Raw genomic sequence first — 17,317 nt, forward strand, 5'->3', positions numbered from 1 at the left:
TACTTGGGCGCAGCCGCCCGCCCCAGGCCAACAGACACCTGGGGCGATAAGCTGCATTCAGGTGCCCGGCCAGGCCGGGCGGCACTTAGTGGCTCAATGCATCGGTAGGTAGAGCAGGTGCCGGCTTGGCCGCTGGCCGCAGCAACAGCAGGCACCCTGCCGCCAGCACGAACACGCTGGCGAACACTCCGTACAGGTGCAGCGGTTGCCAGCCGCCATCGAGCAACACACCCGCCACGGTGGGCGACAGGATCGCCCCCATGCGCCCGATGCCGATGCCCCAGCCCACGCCTGTTGCACGTACCGAAGCGTCATAGACCACCGGCGACAACGCATACAGCCCGGCCACGCAGCCATTGGAAAACAGCCCGATCAGCAGCCCCAGCGCCAGCGCCGCACTGACCGACGCGCCATTGACCACGAACAACACCAGCAGCGCTGCGGTGATAAGCATGAACAACGCCAGCACCCGCGTGAGTGGCCAACGCGAAGCCAGGCCGCCGATCAGCGCCGCGCCGAGGATGCCGCCGACGCTCAGCAGCACCCCGCCGGTAATGCCCTGCTGTGCCGACAGGCCAGCGGCGACCAGCAGTTTCGGCGTCCAGCTCATGACGAAGTAGAAGCCGAACATGACCAGGAAAAACAGCAGCCAGATCACCAGCGTGGTGCGGCGCATGTCAGGCGCCAGCAGTTGCCGGAAGCCGCTGGCGGCGCCCTGCTTACTTTCAGTGGGTGTTGGCAGTTGTGCCAGCGCCGGCTGGCCGAGGCGAACGGCCAGGCGATTGACCCGTGCCAGCGCATTGGCCGGGCGACGTGCCAGCAGAAAGTCCAGCGACTCCGGCAACCACAGCAGCACCAGCGGGATCACCAGCACGGTGACAATGCCACCAAACAGGAACACCGAGCGCCAGCCCCACTGCCCCAGCAGCCACACCGCCAGCAAGCCACCCAACGTCGCGCCCAGGGCGTAGCCGGTGGACTGCAGGCTCACCGCCAGCCCGCGCCAGCGTCTGCTGGCGTACTCACTGGCAATCACGTTGCTGCTGGCCAGGATGCCGCCGATGCCCAGCCCGGTCAGGCCACGCAGCAACGCCAGCTGTAGCGGGCTTTGGCTCATCGCCGAAAGCAGCATGCCGATACCCGACAGCCCCAGGCACAGCAGGATCAGCGGGCGGCGGCCAAAGCGGTCGGCCCACGGCGCAATGAACAACGAGCCGGCCGCCATGCCGAACAGGCCGGCGCTGAGCAGCAGCCCTACCTGCGCCCCGTTCAGGCCCCACTCGGCAGACACCGAGGCAGCCGTGAAGGCCATCACCAGTACGTCGAAGCCATCGATCATGTTGAGGATGATGCAAATACCAATGGCCAGGCATTGGAAGCGGCCCATCGGGTCGTTGTCCAGGCGTTGCTTGAGATCGGCATTCATAAGGTCACCTGCCGGTTCACAGGTGGGAGAACAGATACGCACACGCAGGCAAAGCGCAAGGAACCCTGACGGTACCGTCCCCTTGGAAAGCCACTCATGACTGGACCCTTTTTGTAATTGTTGTCGCATACGGCTGGAGGGATCCGGCCGTTGTCAGGCGCTAATCAACCAGATAGTGGATCCACAAACAATCACTTCAAGGGTGGAGGCTCAGGGTGTAACGCGGTGAGCAAAGAAACAAAACGACAAAGAATCAATTTTTATTGATTATTTTCAACATCTTACATATTTATACCGAAAAAGATTTCTTGTTCGTTTATCGCACAAATTTTATTTATGGATCCATAAATACACCAAAATCGAGCTCAATCCTCTTCACCAAGGGTTAGCCATGAACAAATCTTCATGATGTGCGCCAGCGCCCTGATCACGGGGCACACAGCCCATACCCGCTTTCTGATGGGCGCCACTCACCTTGAGGCGGCGGGGCGTGTTGCGTAGCATCCCCCGCCCGTTCGCGCGCCCGCACAGCCAACGCGATACCCGTAGAAAGAAGAGCCCCGATGCCACAGCCCATCCCCCTCAAGGACCACGAAAAGGAAAAGCACCTGGTCAACCGCCGGCTTCTGGCCTGCGCCGCCCTGGTGTTCAGCCTGTGTGCCGTTCTGGTGGGACGGCTGTACGTATTGCAGGTGCTGCAGCACGACCAGCAGACCGCCGTGTCGGAAAACAACCGCGTGCACGTACTGCCCATCGCCCCCGAACGCGGGCTGATCTACGACCGAAACGGCGTGGTACTGGCTGACAACAAACCCAGCTTCGACCTGACCATGACGCGCGAGCGGGCCGGTGGCGATACGGCCAAGGTGCTCGATACCCTGACCCAGGTACTGGGCCTGACCGAGGACGACCGCAAGCAGTTCGACAAGGACCTGCGCCGGGGTCGCAAACCGTTCGAGCCCGTAACCTTGATGGTGGGCTTGAGCGAAGAGCAGATCGCCCTGGTGGCCGTGAACCAGTTCCGCCTGCCAGGCCTTGAGGTAGAGCCGCAGTTCATCCGCGAGTACCCGCTGGCCGAACATTTCGCCCATTCGGTAGGCTATGTGGGGCGTATCAACGAGAAAGAAGCCAAGGTCCTCGACAGTACCGAGTACCGAGGCACCCAATCGATCGGCAAGACCGGCATCGAACACTTCTACGAAAGCCAACTGCACGGCCACGTGGGCTACGAAGAGGTCGAGACCAACGCCCAGGGCCGTGTGATGCGCGTGCTCAACCACAAGGCCCCGACCCCTGGTCAGGACATCGTCCTGACCCTGGACGCCCACCTGCAGATCGCCGCAGAAAAAGCGCTGGGCGACCGCCGCGGCTCGGTGGTGGTGCTGGACCCGGCCAATGGCGATGTACTGGCGATGGTCAGCAACCCCAGCTTCGACCCCAACCTGTTCGTAAAAGGCATCAGCTTCAAGCAGTACGCCGAACTGCGCGACTCCATCGACCGCCCGCTGTTCAATCGCGTGCTGCGCGGCCTGTATGCCCCAGGCTCGACGGTGAAGCCGGAGGTAGCCATCGCAGGCCTCGACAGCGGCGTGATCACCCCGGGCAGCCGGGTGTTCGACCCGGGCTACTACGAACTGCCCAACTACGACCACAAGTACCGCAACTGGAACCGCAGCGGCGACGGCTGGGTGGACATGTACACCGCCATCATGCGCTCCAACGACACTTACTTCTACGACCTGGCGCACAAGCTGGGCATCGACCGCCTGCACGACTACATGGCCGAGTTCGGGCTGGGCCAGAAGGTATCACTGGACATGTTCGAGGAAGCCTCCGGGCTGATGCCGTCGGCCGAGTGGAAGCGTGCCACGCGCCGCCAGGCATGGTTCCCGGGCGAAACGCTGATCCTGGGCATTGGCCAGGGCTACATGCAGGTCACCCCGCTACAACTGGCCCAGGCCACCAGCCTGCTGGCGAGCAAAGGGGTATGGCACCGCCCGCACCTGGCGATGACCGTGGGCGGCGATACGCCAGTCGATCCTAACCCGATGCCCAACATCGTGCTGCACGACAAACATGCCTGGGACCAGGTCAGCCAGGGCATGCAGATGGTCATGCACGACCCGCGCGGCATCGCCCGTGCGGCGGCAGCTGGGGCGCAATACCGGATTGCCGGCAAGAGTGGTACCGCGCAGGTGGTAGCGATCAAGCAGGGCGAACGTTACAACCGCAACAAGACCCTGGAGCGGCACCGTGACAACGCCCTGTTTGTCGGCTTTGCACCGGCCGACCACCCAAGTGTGGTGGTGGCGGTGATGATCGAGAACGGTGAGGCGGGGGGCCGGGTGGCAGGGCCGGTGGTGCGGGAGGTGATGGATGCTTATCTGCTGGATGAGCAGGGGCATCTGAAGCCTGAGTTCGCGGGAGGAGTGACGGCCCACAGCGCGCCACACATTTAAGCATTTTGGGGTGCCTCGCCAGAGCGAAAATCAGCCATGGGCTTACCGGCCTCTTCGCAGGCGTGCCCGCTAAGCGGCCGGCGATACAAACGTTCAACCCCAGGTCAGACTGGCTTGTCATTGTGAGTGAATAATTCGCCCAGGTAGGCCTTCTTCACCTGGTCGTCATGCAGCAGGGTCTTGGCGCAGCCTTCCAGGCTGATGCGCCCACCATCTATCACGTAGGCGCGCTGGCAGGTTTGCAGCGCCAGCCGGGCGTTCTGCTCCACCAGCAGCAACGTCACCCCACCCTTGACCACCTCGAGGATGGTTTCGAAAATTTTCTGCACGATGATCGGCGCCAACCCCATGGACGGCTCGTCCAGCAACAGCAGCTTGGGCCGCCCCATCAATGCCCGGGAAATCGCCAACATCTGCTGCTCGCCACCCGACATGGTGCCGGCCAGCTGGAAGGCACGCTCCTTCAGGCGCGGGAAGATGCCGTACATGCGCTCGATGTCGGCAGCGACGGCGTCCTTGCCGTCGCGCCGGCTGAAGGCGCCCATTTCGAGGTTTTCGTGCACCGTCAGCTTGGGAAAGATCCCCCGCCCCTCCGGCACCAGCGCCAGCCCTTCGCGGATCAGGTCGTGGCCCTTGATCGCCGCATGCGCCTTGCCATCGAAGGTGATGCTGCCGGCACTCGGCTTCAGTAGCCCGGCCAGCGTTTTCAAGGTGGTGGTCTTGCCCGCGCCGTTGGCGCCGATCAGCGCCACCATCTCACCCTCGCCCACCCTCAGGTCGATGCCCTTGATGGCCTGGATGGCGCCATAGCTGACCCTCAGGTCGCTCACTTGCAGAATGTTCTTCATGCCACTGCCTCTGCACCCAGATAAGCCTCGATCACGCGTGGATCCTTGCGCACGTCGGCCGGCAAGCCGTCGGCGATCTTGCGACCGAATTCAAGTACGGTGATGTGGTCGCACAGGCCCATCACCAGTTTCACGTCGTGCTCGATCAACAACACGGTTTTGCCATCCGCCTGCATCTTGCACATCAGTTGGCGCAGGCCTTCGGTTTCCGAAGCGTTCATGCCTGCAGCCGGCTCGTCGAGTGCAATCAGCTTGGGTTCGGTGGCCAGTGCCCGGGCGATTTCCAGGCGACGCTGGTCGCCGTAGGACAGGCTCTTGGCCAACTCGCCGGCCAGGTGGCCGATGCCCACGTAATTCAGCCAGTAACGGGCGGCCTGGCGGATCTCGCGCTCTTCACGCACGCAGGCCGGGGTACGCAGGATGGCGCCGAACACACCGCTACGGGTACGCACATGGCGGCCAATCATCACGTTCTCCAGGGCGGTCATGTTGTGGAACAGGCGGATGTTCTGGAAGGTACGGGAAATACCCGCCTCCACCACCTTGTGCGGCTTGCTGATGCGCAGCGGCAAGCCGTCGAACATCACACGGCCCTGCTCGGCCCGGTACAGGCCGGTAAGTACGTTGAACAGGGTGGTCTTGCCAGCACCGTTAGGGCCCAACAGCCCCCGAATCTCGCCACGGCGAATGCTCAGGTCGATGCCGTGCAGTGCCTGCAGGCCACCGAAGAATTTACTGACCTGATGCAGTTCGAGAAGGATATCGCTCATGCCTTGTCCGCCTCTTTGATCGGGAGTTCGAAGGATGCCTGTTGAGGTACTGCAACGACCGGCGAGGGCTCTGCTTCCACTTCACCCTCGTGCAGCTCGGCACGGCGCCGGTCGGACGGCCACAGCCCTTCGGGCCGGAAACGCATGACCAGGATCAGCGCCAGGCCGAACACCAGCATGCGCAGGGTCGAGGCATCCAGCACGTTGCGCAGGATGTCGCGGCTGATGAAGGTAACGTTGTCCATCACCCATGGCTGGATCCAGTTGACCAGGTCGCGGAACAGCTCGGGCATCACCGACAGGATCAGCGCCCCCAGCACCACGCCACGGATCGAGCCCATGCCGCCGAGCACTACCATGGCCAGCACCATGATCGATTCCATCAGGGTGAACGATTCGGGGCTGACAAAGCCCTGATAGCTGGAGAACAGCACGCCAGACACCCCGCCAAAGGTCGCGCCCATGGCGAACGCCAGCAACTTGAGGTTGCGCTTGTTCAGGCCCATGGCCTCGGCGGCCACTTCGTCTTCACGCAGGGCCATCCAGGCACGGCCGATGCGCGACACTTCCAGGCGCTTGGACAGCACGATGCAGAGGATGACGATGAACAGGAAGAACAGGTAGTAGCTGATCACCGGCGAAACCTGCAGCCCGAATACGCTCCAGCTTTGCTGCAACGACAGCACGGGTGCCCCACCGGCATCCGGCGCATGCGCCCATGGCCCGAAATCGACGTGCAGCGGGGCAATGTCGCTGATGCCCTGGGGGCCGTTGGTGAGGTTCACCGGCTGGTCCAGGTTGTTCATGAAAATGCGGATGATCTCGCCGAACCCCAGGGTGACGATGGCCAGGTAATCGCCGCGCAACTTGAGCACTGGCGCCCCGATCAACACGCCGCAAATGGCTGCGGCCACGGCTGCCAGCGGGATGATCACCCACACCGGCCAGTCCAGCACAACCTCGATCAGGCCGGCCATTTGCAAGTGCGGCGAGGCCAGCAGTGCGTACAGGTAGGCACCAATGGCGTAGAAGCCGATGTAGCCCATGTCGAGCAGCCCGGCGTAACCGATGACGATGTTCAGGCCCAACGCCAGCAGCACGTAGAGCATGGCAAAGCCAAGGATGCGCACCCAGGTGGGGCCGAGCATGGGGATGGCCTCGATCAGGAACGGCAGGGCGATGAAGCCGAGGATCAACAGCAGGTACTGGCTCTTGAGGTTTTTCATGACCGCCTCCTCACGCCCGGTCGGCCTGGCGTTCGCCAAGCAGGCCGTTTGGCCGGAACAGCAACACCAGGATCAGCACCGCGAAGGCGAAGATGTCCTGGTAGTTGGCGCCCAGGAAACCGCCGGTGATCTGGCCGGTGTAGCCCGCTGCCAGCGACTCGATCAGCCCCAGCAACAGGCCGCCGGCCATGGCGCCGAACAGGTTGCCGATACCGCCCAGCACCGCCGCCGAGAACGCCTTCAGGCCCAGCAGCAAGCCCATGTAGGCATCGGCCTGGCCGTAGTTGATCGCACGCATTACCCCGGCGATGGCACCCAGGCTGGCGCCGATCAGGAAGGTGGCGCTGATCACGCGGTTGATGTTGATGCCCATCAACCCGGCCACTTCCTGGTTTTGCGCGGTGGCACGCATGGCCTTGCCCAGGCGGGTCTTGTCCACCAGCAGCCACAAGCCAAGCATGATCACCACGGCAATCAGCATGATCGACAGCTGCACGTTGGTGACGGTGGCGCCGAACACGTCGACCGGCTGCGTCTCGACCACTTCAGGGAAGGTCTTGTAGCCGCGCCCCCAGATCATCATCGCCAGGTTCTGCAGGGCGATGGAGATGCCAATGGCGAGAATCAGCGGGGTTAACCGCGGGGCTTTGCGCAAGGGGCGATAAGCGTACTTTTCCATGCCCTGGGCCAGCAGCATGCACACCACCACGGCGGCCATGATCGCCAGGAGCAAGGTAATCAGCCCGGGGGCAAAGCCTGCGCCAGCGAGCATCGTCAGTACCGAAATGGTCACCATGGCGCCAACCATCACCACCTCGCCGTGGGCGAAGTTGATCAGGCCGATGATGCCGTAGACCATGGTGTAGCCCAGGGCTACCAGGGCATAGATGCTGCCCAGCACCAGGCCGTTGAGGACCTGTTGCAACAAGATATCGAAATTACCGTCCACGCGCTGAATCCTCGAAACTGCGTTGTCGTCGGCGCGCGGCGGCTCAGCGCCACACGCCGACAGGCCTGGCAGGTGGGAAAAGTCTTCTTGTTATGTGGCAGGCCGGCGCCTGCTTGTTATGAGGTGCTGCTCAGTCGCGCTCGACCGACAGGGTTTTCCAGCCGCCGTCGGCGAACTGGAACACGGTGGCCGCCGGGTTCTTCAGGTTGCCCTGATCGTCGAAGGCGATGGTGCCGGTGACGCCTTCGTAACGCTGGTTCTTGAGCACAGGCAAGTACACTTTGGGGTCGTCGGAGCCGGCCTTGACCATGGCGTTGATTGCCGCCCAGGTGGCGTCATAGGCGGCGGGCGACGACTGCACCACGCCCACGCCGAACTTGTCCTTGAGCTTCTGCTCGAAAGCCGCGCCCTTGGGCATGTCCTGCAACGGCGTGCCGTAGTTCCAGGCGTAGGTGCCTTCAGCGGCGCTGCCGGCCATCTGCCTGAACGAATCGTTGGGCAGGTTGCCGATGTTCATGAAGCGCGCCTTCAGGCCCAGGTTCTTCATCTGCTTGGCCATCGGGGCGGCCTGGTAGTCGAGGGCGGCAAAGAACACTGCATCGGCCTTTTGCGCCTTGGCCGTGGTGAGGATGGCATTGAAGTCGGTCGACTTGTCATTGGTGTACTCGCGCACCACCACGTTGCCACCCGCCGCCTTGACCGCCTTGGTCACCTCATCGGCCAGGCCTTGGCCATACGCGGTGCGGTCATCGAAGATGGCAATGCGCTGAGCCTTGAGCTGGCTGACCAGGTAATTGCCGGCATAACGGCCAAGGGTGGCGTCGTCGTTGACGGTGCGAAATACCGAAGCGATACCCTGGCGGGTCAAGGTGGGGTTGGTGGCCGAAGGCGAGATTTGCGGAATGCCGGCGGCGGCATAGATTTTCGAAGCGGGAATACTGGTGCCAGAGTTGTAGTGACCGATCACCACCGCCACTTTAGCGTCCACCAGCCGCTGCGCCACCGCAGTGCCTGTGCGCGGGTCGGCGACATCGTCTTCGGAAACCAGCTTGAACCGGGCCACCTTGTCACCGATTTTCAGTTGCTGCTGGTTGGCCTCTTCCACCGCAATCTGGATGCCATGCTCGACGTCCTGTCCTTGGTGCGCCGAGGGCCCGGTCAGGGGGCCGGCGAAGCCGATCCTGACAATTTCACTGCCTGCTGCGTGTGCCGTCCCCATGGCCATCAGCAATGTTACCGCGGTCGCAAGGGCTGTACGCCCTCCCTTGTTGTTATTCATGCTCAGCTCCCAGTAGTGATTGGACGAACCTCGACATCGCTTACCGCATGCAAATTGGCCGGAACGCCATCGCACTTGTAAGATAACAGTCAGCAGGCAACTGTCAATGGGTGTATACTACGGGAGAAGGTAAAATAATCTTTCCGGCGACAAGCGATGCACGCAATCAAAAAGCAGGGCATGAGCCTGACTAGTAAGATGTTTGATAACATATGCCGACACCATCACCGCTGGTTGGCTACGGATCCCGCCGCAAGGGGCATCAGGGCTGCGCGCAACCTGCCGGAGAATCAACCGTGATGAGCCAATCAGTTTCAGGAGCAACCCTTCTATGAATGCGTCGTTAGGCACGCGCCGCGCCAACCTGGCGGAAACCGTGATCCAGGAGCTTTCCAGCCGGATCGACAACGGCACCTACGGCCCGGGCGACAAACTGCCGTCCGAACAGGAGCTGTGCAAAGAGTTCAACGTCAGCCGCCCCGTCATCCGCGAGGCGGTGGCCTCGCTGCGCCTTGGCGGGCGCCTGATCGCTCGCCAGGGTGTGGGCGTATTCGTGGTCGAGCAGGATGTAAAGCGCATCGGCTTCGCCATCGACAGCGTTGTCGATGATGTACGCGCTGCAGCGCAGATCCTTGAACTGCGCCTGGGCATCGAGACCGAATCGGTCGCCCGCGCCGCCGAGCGCCGCAGCCCTGCGAGCATGGCGGCGATCACCGAGGCGTTCGACCGCTTCAACTCGCTGGACGGCGCCACGCAAGAGGAAGAAGCCAAGGCCGACTTCGAGTTCCACCTGGCGATTGCCCGCGCCACCAGCAACCCGCACTTCACCCAACTGCTGGAGGCGCTGGGGCCGGACATCATCCTCGACCTGAACCTCAAGCATGGGCAGGTCACCGGCAAGAACCGCCAGGCGCATATCAAGAAAATCGCCCGTGAACACGGGGCAATCCTGTCGGCAATCAGCATGGGCGACGTGGCCAGTGCGCGCACGGCGCTGCGCAAACACCTGGAAGAGAGCCTGTCGCGGTATCAGCGCTTGCTCGACAGCAAGGCCTGATCGCTGCCCTGCGCTGGCCTCTTCGCGGTTGAACCCGCGAAGCAGGCGACGCAGTTCATGAACAACGCATCAGGCGCGCAGCTGGTACCAGGTGGTCTTGAGCTGCGAATACTTATCGAACGAATGCAGCGACAAGTCGCGGCCAAACCCCGACTGCTTGCCCCCGCCGAACGGCACCGTCACATCCAGCGCATCTACCGTGTTCACCGACACCGTACCGGCCTTCAACGCCCGCGCCACCCGGTGCACCTGATTGAAGTCATCGCTCCACACCGAGGCAGCCAGGCCATAAATGCTGTCGTTGGCCAGGCGCACCGCCTCTTCTTCCGTGTCGAAGGCGCTGACCGCCAGCACCGGCCCGAACACTTCCTCCCGCGCCAGGCGCATGCGCCCCTCGACACCGGCAAAAATGGTCGGCTCGATGTAGTTGTCCGAGCCTTCGACAGTCAAGCGTCGACCGCCACACACCAACCTGGCGCCCTCTTGCCCGGCGCGGGCAATGGCGGCCTCGATGCGGCCGGTCTGCTCGGCATCGACAATGGCACCGGCGCGGCTTGCCGGGTCCAGCGGATTACCCGGCATCCATTGGCGTGCCTTGGCCTGCAGGCGCTCGACAAATTCGTCATGAATCGAGCGCTGCACATACAGCCGCGAGTTGGCCGAGCATACCTCGCCCTGGTTGAAGAAAATGCCGAAGGCGGCCTTTTCCGCCGCCAGGTCGAGGTCCTGGCAGTTATCGAACACCAGGTTGGGGCTTTTGCCACCACATTCCAGCCACACTTGCTTGAGGTTGGATTGCGCCGAGTAATGCATGAAGTACTTGCCCACCTGGGTAGAGCCGGTGAACACCAGACAGTCTACGTCCGGGTGCAGGCCCAGCGCCTGTCCGGCCTGCTCACCCAGGCCCGGCACCACGTTCAACACACCTTCCGGCAAGCCTGCTTCCAGGGCCAGCCGGGCCAGACGCAGGGCCGAGAACGGGGATTGCTCGGCGGGCTTGAGTACCACGCTGTTGCCGGCCGCGAGCGCCGGGGCCAGCTTCCAGGCGGCCATGTCGAGCGGGAAGTTCCAGGGCACCACGGCGGCGACCACACCGAGCGCTTCCCGGGTGATGGTGGCAAGCGCGTTGGGCGCAGTGGGTGCCACCTGGTCGTAGAGTTTGTCCAGCGCCTCGCCGTACCAGGCGAATACATGGGCCGAGCCCGGCACATCGATGTTGTAGGCATCCATGACGGGCTTGCCCATGTTCAGCGAGTCCAGCAAGGCCAGTTCTTCGCGATGGGCCATGATCAGCTCGGCCAGGCGCAGCAGCACCTTCTTGCGCTCGCCGGGAGCCATGCGTGGCCACGGGCCTTGCTCGAAGGCCCGGCGGGCGCTGGCCACTGCAAGGTCGACTTCGGCCTGGCCGCAGGCAGTGACCTGGGCCAGTACGGCGTTGGTGGCGGGGTTGATGGCGGCGAAGGTGGCGCCATCCTGTGCGTTGACGGCTTTGCCACTGATAAATGCCTGGGACGGGAGGTACAGGTCCGAGGCGCGTTGTTGCCAGAATTCGAGGGTGTACATTTGTACTCCTTATACCCTTGGAGCAGTCTTTTGATGAAGGGCTACGCGTTTCCTGTGGGAACGGGTTAGAGTTTGCCGACCAACCGGGCCGTGCGGTCCACGGCAATCCGCGTCTTCTCCACCAGCTCATCCAGCTCGCTGTGGTTGGCGATCAAGGCCGGCGCCATGATCATCCGGCCCAGGGTCGAGCGAATGATCACCCCTTCCTCGAAACCGAACGTACGGCACTGCCAGGCCAGGTCGTTCTCGTTGGCAAAACGCTTGCGCGTTGGCTTGTGCTCGGCAAACTGCAACGCCGCCACCAGTCCGGCACCCTGCACCTGGCCGATCAACGGGTGGTCAGCGAACACCTCGCGCAAGATGCGTTGCAGGTAGGGCCCGGTGTCGTCCTTCACCTGGCGCACGATGCCTTCGTCGCGCAGCGCCTTCAGGTTGGCAATGGCCACCGCCGCCGCCACCGGGTGGCCGGAATAGGTCAGGCCATGGGCAAACACCCCACCGCGCTCTACCAACGCTTCGGCAATGCGCTTGCTCAGCACCAGGCCGCCCATGGGCACGTAGCCACTGGTCAGTCCCTTGGCGATCGACAGGGTGTCGGGCTCGAAGCCGAAGTATTCGTGGGCAAACCACTCGCCGGTGCGACCAAAGCCCCCAATCACCTCATCGGCGCAGAGCAGCACGTCGTACTGGCGGCAGATGCGCTGAATTTCCGGCCAGTAGCTTTCCGGCGGGAAGATCATGCCGCCCGCACCCTGGAAAGGCTCGGCAATAAAGCCGGCAACGTTCTCGGCGCCAAGCTCGAGGATTTTTTCCTCCAGCTGCAAGGCGCAACGGCGGCCAAACTCGACCGGGGTCAGCTCGCCACCCTCTGCGTACCAGTACGGCTCATCGATGTGCGCAACGTCCGGAATCAACCCGCCCATTTCGTGCATGAACTTCATGCCGCCCAGCGCCGTGGCCGCCAGGGTCGAACCGTGGTAGCCGTTCCAGCGGCCGATCATGATTTTCTTGCCTGGCTGACCCACCACCTGCCAGTAGCGGCGCACGGTGCGGATCAGCACCTCGTTGGCCTCGGAGCCGGAGTTGGTGTAGATCGCGTGGCTGTAGTGCCCCGGCAGCAGGCTGAACAGCAACTCGGACAGCTCGATCACCGCCGGGTGGGTGGTGTGGAAGAACATGTTGTAGTAGGCCAGCTGGTCCATCTGCGTGGCAGCGGCGGCCGTCAGATCGCGGCGGCCGTAACCGAGCTGGGTGCACCACAGGCCAGACATGCCATCCAGGTAGCGCTTGCCCTCGCTGTCCCACAGGTGCAGGCGTTCGCCACCCACGATCACCCGCGGCCCTTCGGCGTTCAGCGCCTTCTGGTCGAGGAAGGCATGGATATGGTGTGCGGCGTCGGCTGCCTGGTAGTCACGGGTCTGGCGTTGCGGGGCGAAAGGCGCGTTCATTGTTGGTTTTCCTTTGCGGTGGGGTTGCAGGGCAGCCGTCGCTCAGCGCAGCTTGCCCATGTAGCTTTCAAGCGGGTCCTTGCCCAGCACGCCCTGGGCATTGGCCAGCGCGTCGATGAACAGGGAAAACAGCTCGGACTGGGTGCCGATGTCGAGCTTGGCGTAGACGTTCTTGCGGTGCGACTTGATGGTGTCTTCCGAAACCCCCAGGCGCTCGGCCAGCGACTTGGTCGAGTGGCCACGCAGGATCAGCTGGGCGATGCGGCATTCACGCTCGGTCAGCAACGAGCTGCCGAAGTTGTTCAGCGCAGCGTGGATGCGTTGTTCGAGGATGTTCTCGAAACGCCCGGCGCGGCTGTCCAGCCCGGCGAAGTGCTTGCCGAGTACCGCCAGCACCCAGGGCGTGACGCGCCCGAACAGCTCGCGGGTCTGTGTATCGAGCTTGTCGGTAAACGCCAGCGACACCGCCAGGCTTTGCCCGGGCGCCACCTGCAGGATGTAGTTGAGCTCATCTTCCAGGTGCGAGTGCCGGTAGAACGACTGGTAGTACTCGCTGACCTCGAAGTGGTCGGGAGCCACTTCGAACAGGCCATAGCAACCGGACGCGACCTGCTCCACGCAAGCACCGTAAAACGGGTCGAGCAGGTAGAAGCCCGACAGGTAGCGGCTGACATTGCCCTCGGGCTGCCAGGGCGCCTTGTCGTCCTGCTCGAACAGCGCGCAAGGCATGCCGTCGTGCGGGTAGAGGTACACCGTGGTCGCCTGGATCGGCCGGATCACGCCAAGTGCGACAAACAGGTTGGCGGCGAAGCCCGGGCGACCGATGGCCTCGGTGACCTTGGCCAGGTGCTCGAACCACTGTTCTGAAAGCAATTGATTAGTCACTGTGGGCCTGCCGTTTCTATTCAGTGGCACCGCCGCCAGTGCGGTGCGTTGTTGACCAGATCCTCCCACGCCGCTGCAGGTACCGAAATCACCCGTTGGGGTGAGTCGGCCAAGGGTCGCCCCCCTCACCCCAAAGGGTGATTCCGGGCACCCACAGGGTGTGGGAGCATCAAACCGCCCCAGCGCTGCGAGCCTTGCGCTCGACCTCCTTGCACACCACCCACCGGTAGCGAGCCTGCTCGCGTACTGCGGTGCCCTGCATCCCTTTCCAGGAGTTAGCAATGCATACAACAACAAGTACAGCCCATTCGCCTGCTTCGCATGCACCGTCACACCCCGGCACCAACACTGGCCGCTTCCGCAAGTCCATGGGCATGACCGCCTTGGTGCTGTTCGGCCTGGCCTACATGGTGCCCCTGGCCGTCTTCACCACCTACGGGCTGGTCACCCAGATGACCAAAGGGCACCTGCCCACCGCCTACCTGCTCACCCTCGCCGCCATGCTGCTCACCGCCTACAGCTACGGCCGCATGGTCCAGGCCCACCCCTACTCCGGCTCGGTCTACACCTACACGCGCAAAGCCTTCGGCAGCCACATCGGTTTCATCACCGGCTGGACGCTGCTGCTCGACTACATCTTCCTGCCACTGCTCAGCTACCTGCTGATCGGCATCTACATGTCGGAATACTTTCCGGCGATCCACGCCTGGGTGTGGGTGGCGGGCTCCATCGCCCTGGTCACCTTCCTCAACCTGATCGGCATCGAGTCGATCACCCGCGTCAACTGGATCCTGGTGGTGGCGCAGCTGGTGTTCATCATCGTCTTCGTCGCCCTGTCCGTGCTCAAGCTCAACGGACAGGCGGAGTCGGTGTCGCTGCTGGCGCCCTTCCATCACGAAGGCTTCAACGTGCCGTTGATCATGACGGGCGCCGCTGTGCTGTGCCTGTCGTTTCTCGGCTTTGATGCGGTGTCGACCATGGCAGAGGAAACCAGCAACCCGACCTACCGCATTCCCGTGGCGATCCTGGCCGTGTCGCTGATCGGCGGCCTGCTGTTCCTGGTGGTGTCGTACTGCGCACAGATGGTGTTCCCCGACTGGGGCAGCTTTGCCGACCCCGACTCGGCCTCGGTGGATGTCATGCGCCGGGTGGGCGGCGAATGGCTGGTTACCGCGTTCACCGCCACCTACGTGGCCGGCTGCTTCGCCTCGGCCATGGTGTCCCAGGCCAGCGTGTCACGCGTGCTGTTCGCCATGGGCCGCGACGGCGCATTGCCGCGCGCGTTCGGCCAGCTGGTGACGAAAAAGCGCGTACCGGCGACTGCCATTCTGGTGGTCAGCCTGATGTCCCTCATCGCCCTGGTCATCACCCTCGACACCGTGGCCAACATGATCAGCTTTGGCGCCCTGTTCGCCTTTTCGGCGGTAAACCTGGCGGTGGTCAAGCACTACCTGGTCGATCAGAAGCTACGCGGAGGCCGCAACTACCTGCTGTATGGCGCCATTCCCGGCCTGGGCTTCCTTAGCACCCTGTGGTTGTGGAGCAGCCTGACCAGCCTGTCGTTCACCATCGGCCTGTGCTGGATGGGCATGGGGCTGGTGGTGCTGATGGGGCTGACCAAGGCGTTCCGGGTGAAGCTGCCGGAGTTGCAGATGGCCGAGTGACGCTGAGCACCGGGTGATAACCGCTCGTTATCACCCGATCCGCATTAATCATTATTCAGCCTCCCGTTCGCCGCCTACAGTCCCAGCGCAACGACTGTCAATGCCAACGGGAACCGAAATGTCCATCGAACATCGCCTGAACCACATCGCCGGCCAACTCAGCGGCAACGGGGACGTGCTGCTGAACAGCGTCGACGCCCACAGCGGCGAGCCGCTGCCGTACGCCTTCCACCAGGCGACCGGCGACGAAGTCGAGGCTGCCGTGCAGGCTGCCGAGGTTGCCTACCCGGCCTACCGCAGTACCCGCCCGGCACAGCGCGCCGCCTTCCTCGACGCCATCGCCAACGAACTGGACGCCCTGGGCGATGACTTCATCCAGCATGTCAGCCGCGAAACCGCACTGCCCGAAGCCCGCATCCGTGGCGAACGCAGCCGTACCAGCAACCAGTTGCGCCTGTTTGCCGAGGTGGTACGCCGTGGCGACTTCTACGCCGCACGCATCGACCGCGCCCTGGCCCAGCGTACCCCGCTGCCGCGCCCGGACCTGCGCCAGTACCGCATCGGCGTGGGCCCGGTGGCCGTGTTCGGCGCCAGCAACTTCCCACTGGCCTTCTCCACGGCAGGTGGTGACACCGCCTCGGCGCTGGCAGCGGGCTGCCCCGTCGTGTTCAAGGCGCACAGCGGGCACATGCTCACTGCCGCGCATGTAGCCGCAGCCATCGACCGCGCCGTGGCCAGCAGCGGTATGCCGGCAGGGGTGTTCAACATGATCTACGGTGCCGGCGTGGGCAAAGCGCTGGTCAAGCACCCGGCCATTCAGGCAGTGGGGTTCACCGGCTCGCTGCGGGGTGGCCGCGCCCTGTGCGACATGGCTGCCGCGCGCCCGCAGCCAATCCCGGTGTTCGCCGAAATGAGCAGCATCAACCCGGTCATCGTGCTGCCCCAGGCGCTGCAGGCCCGTGGCGAGCAAGTGGCTGTAGAGCTGGCCGCCTCGGTGGTGCTGGGGTGCGGGCAATTCTGCACCAACCCGGGCTTGGTCATCGGTATTCGGTCGCCGCAGTTCGAGCACTTCGTGCACACGCTGGTGGCGCGCATGGCCGACCAGGGTCCACAGACCATGCTCAATGCCGGAACCCTGCGCAGCTACCAGAACGGTGTGCAGCACCTGCTGGCGCACCCCGGCATCCAGCATCTGGCCGGGCAGCCGCAAACCGGTAACCAGGCCCGGCCACAGCTGTTCAAGGCAGACGTTAGCCTGCTGCTGAACGGCGACCCGCTGCTACAGGAAGAAGTATTCGGCCCGACCACCGTCGTAGTGGAGGTGGCCGATGCCCAGCAACTGGCCGAGGCGTTGCGCCACCTGCAAGGCCAGCTGACTGCCACCCTGATTGCCGAGCCTGACGACCTGCACGCCTTTGCCGGGCTGGTACCACTGCTGGAACGCAAGGCCGGGCGCCTGCTGTTGAACGGCTACCCTACTGGCGTTGAGGTGAGCGACGCTATGGTGCATGGCGGGCCTTACCCGGCCACGTCCGATGCCCGAGGCACCTCGGTCGGCACCCTGGCCATCGACCGCTTCCTACGCCCGGTGTGCTTCCAGAACTACCCGGAGGCGCTGCTGCCGGATGCACTGAAAAGCGCCAACCCGCTGGGGATTACAAGGTTGGTGGATGGTGTGGCCACCCGCGAGACGGTTTGAACGGGCACTGAGGTAGCCTGTGCCGGCCTCTTCGAGGCGCCTAA

General features: G+C 63.5%; 13 protein-coding genes. 4 read left to right on the forward strand and 9 right to left on the reverse strand.

The genetic code is table 11. The features are described 5' to 3' along the window. Window positions 1-85 precede the first annotated feature (85 nt). Window positions 86-1,426, reverse strand: coding sequence for an MFS transporter (locus FHW75_RS06810; RefSeq protein ID WP_183673379.1), 1,341 nt, complete (start codon window positions 1,424-1,426; stop codon window positions 86-88). Between the two features lie 563 nt (window positions 1,427-1,989). On the opposite strand from FHW75_RS06810, the gene mrdA reads away from it, so the two are divergent. Further along, window positions 1,990-3,885, forward strand: a complete 1,896-nt coding sequence (gene mrdA / locus FHW75_RS06815; RefSeq protein WP_025754523.1) for a penicillin-binding protein 2 — start codon at window positions 1,990-1,992, stop codon at window positions 3,883-3,885. Window positions 3,886-3,989: 104 nt separating this feature from the next. On the opposite strand, the gene FHW75_RS06820 is transcribed toward mrdA, so the two are convergent. From FHW75_RS06820 to FHW75_RS06840, 5 genes are all read right to left on the reverse strand, one after another. Then, a complete protein-coding gene (locus tag FHW75_RS06820) occupies window positions 3,990-4,733 on the reverse strand; it encodes an ABC transporter ATP-binding protein (protein WP_183673381.1) in 744 nt (247 codons plus the stop codon). Continuing rightward, on the reverse strand, window positions 4,730-5,503 hold the full coding sequence (locus FHW75_RS06825; RefSeq protein WP_019098888.1) for an ABC transporter ATP-binding protein: 774 nt from the start codon (window positions 5,501-5,503) through the stop codon (window positions 4,730-4,732). Before FHW75_RS06825 ends, FHW75_RS06820 begins: the two co-directional genes overlap by 4 nt. Further along, the gene (locus FHW75_RS06830; RefSeq protein WP_025754525.1) at window positions 5,500-6,729 is read right to left on the reverse strand and encodes an ABC transporter permease subunit; all 1,230 of its coding nucleotides are present in this window, start codon (window positions 6,727-6,729) and stop codon (window positions 5,500-5,502) included. The genes FHW75_RS06825 and FHW75_RS06830 overlap by 4 nt, the downstream gene beginning before the upstream one ends. 10 nt (window positions 6,730-6,739) lie before the next feature. Then, a complete protein-coding gene (locus FHW75_RS06835) occupies window positions 6,740-7,678 on the reverse strand; it encodes a branched-chain amino acid ABC transporter permease (RefSeq protein ID WP_019098889.1) in 939 nt (312 codons plus the stop codon). A 130-nt stretch (window positions 7,679-7,808) separates the two neighbouring features. Further along, window positions 7,809-8,957, reverse strand: coding sequence for a branched-chain amino acid ABC transporter substrate-binding protein (locus tag FHW75_RS06840; protein WP_025754526.1), 1,149 nt, complete (start codon window positions 8,955-8,957; stop codon window positions 7,809-7,811). 331 nt (window positions 8,958-9,288) lie between these two features. Here FHW75_RS06840 and FHW75_RS06845 point away from each other — a divergent pair, with 331 nt between their 5' ends. Next, a complete protein-coding gene (locus FHW75_RS06845; protein ID WP_016714594.1) occupies window positions 9,289-10,014 on the forward strand; it encodes a FadR/GntR family transcriptional regulator in 726 nt (241 codons plus the stop codon). A gap of 69 nt (window positions 10,015-10,083) precedes the next feature. On the opposite strand, the gene FHW75_RS06850 is transcribed toward FHW75_RS06845, so the two are convergent. From FHW75_RS06850 to FHW75_RS06860, 3 genes are all read right to left on the reverse strand, one after another. Continuing rightward, window positions 10,084-11,577: an aldehyde dehydrogenase gene (locus tag FHW75_RS06850; RefSeq protein WP_025754527.1), complete on the reverse strand. Its 1,494-nt coding sequence runs from the start codon at window positions 11,575-11,577 to the stop codon at window positions 10,084-10,086. Between the two features lie 65 nt (window positions 11,578-11,642). Beyond that, on the reverse strand, window positions 11,643-13,025 hold the full coding sequence (locus FHW75_RS06855; protein ID WP_016714596.1) for an aspartate aminotransferase family protein: 1,383 nt from the start codon (window positions 13,023-13,025) through the stop codon (window positions 11,643-11,645). Between the two features lie 42 nt (window positions 13,026-13,067). Next, on the reverse strand, window positions 13,068-13,910 hold the full coding sequence (locus FHW75_RS06860) for a helix-turn-helix transcriptional regulator (protein WP_016714597.1): 843 nt from the start codon (window positions 13,908-13,910) through the stop codon (window positions 13,068-13,070). Between the two features lie 281 nt (window positions 13,911-14,191). On the opposite strand from FHW75_RS06860, the gene FHW75_RS06865 reads away from it, so the two are divergent. Together FHW75_RS06865 and FHW75_RS06870 are read left to right on the forward strand one after the other, a co-directional pair. Next, window positions 14,192-15,574 (forward strand): APC family permease, encoded by a 1,383-nt coding sequence (locus tag FHW75_RS06865; protein ID WP_019098893.1) that lies wholly within the window; start codon window positions 14,192-14,194, stop codon window positions 15,572-15,574. A gap of 118 nt (window positions 15,575-15,692) precedes the next feature. Then, entirely contained in the window at window positions 15,693-17,273 is a 1,581-nt protein-coding gene (locus FHW75_RS06870; RefSeq protein WP_183673382.1) for an aldehyde dehydrogenase (NADP(+)), read from the forward strand. The last annotated feature ends 44 nt before the right edge of the window (window positions 17,274-17,317 follow it).

Source organism: Pseudomonas sp. OG7, assembly GCF_014192825.1.
In the GTDB taxonomy this organism is placed as follows: Bacteria; Pseudomonadota; Gammaproteobacteria; order Pseudomonadales; family Pseudomonadaceae; genus Aquipseudomonas; species Aquipseudomonas monteilii.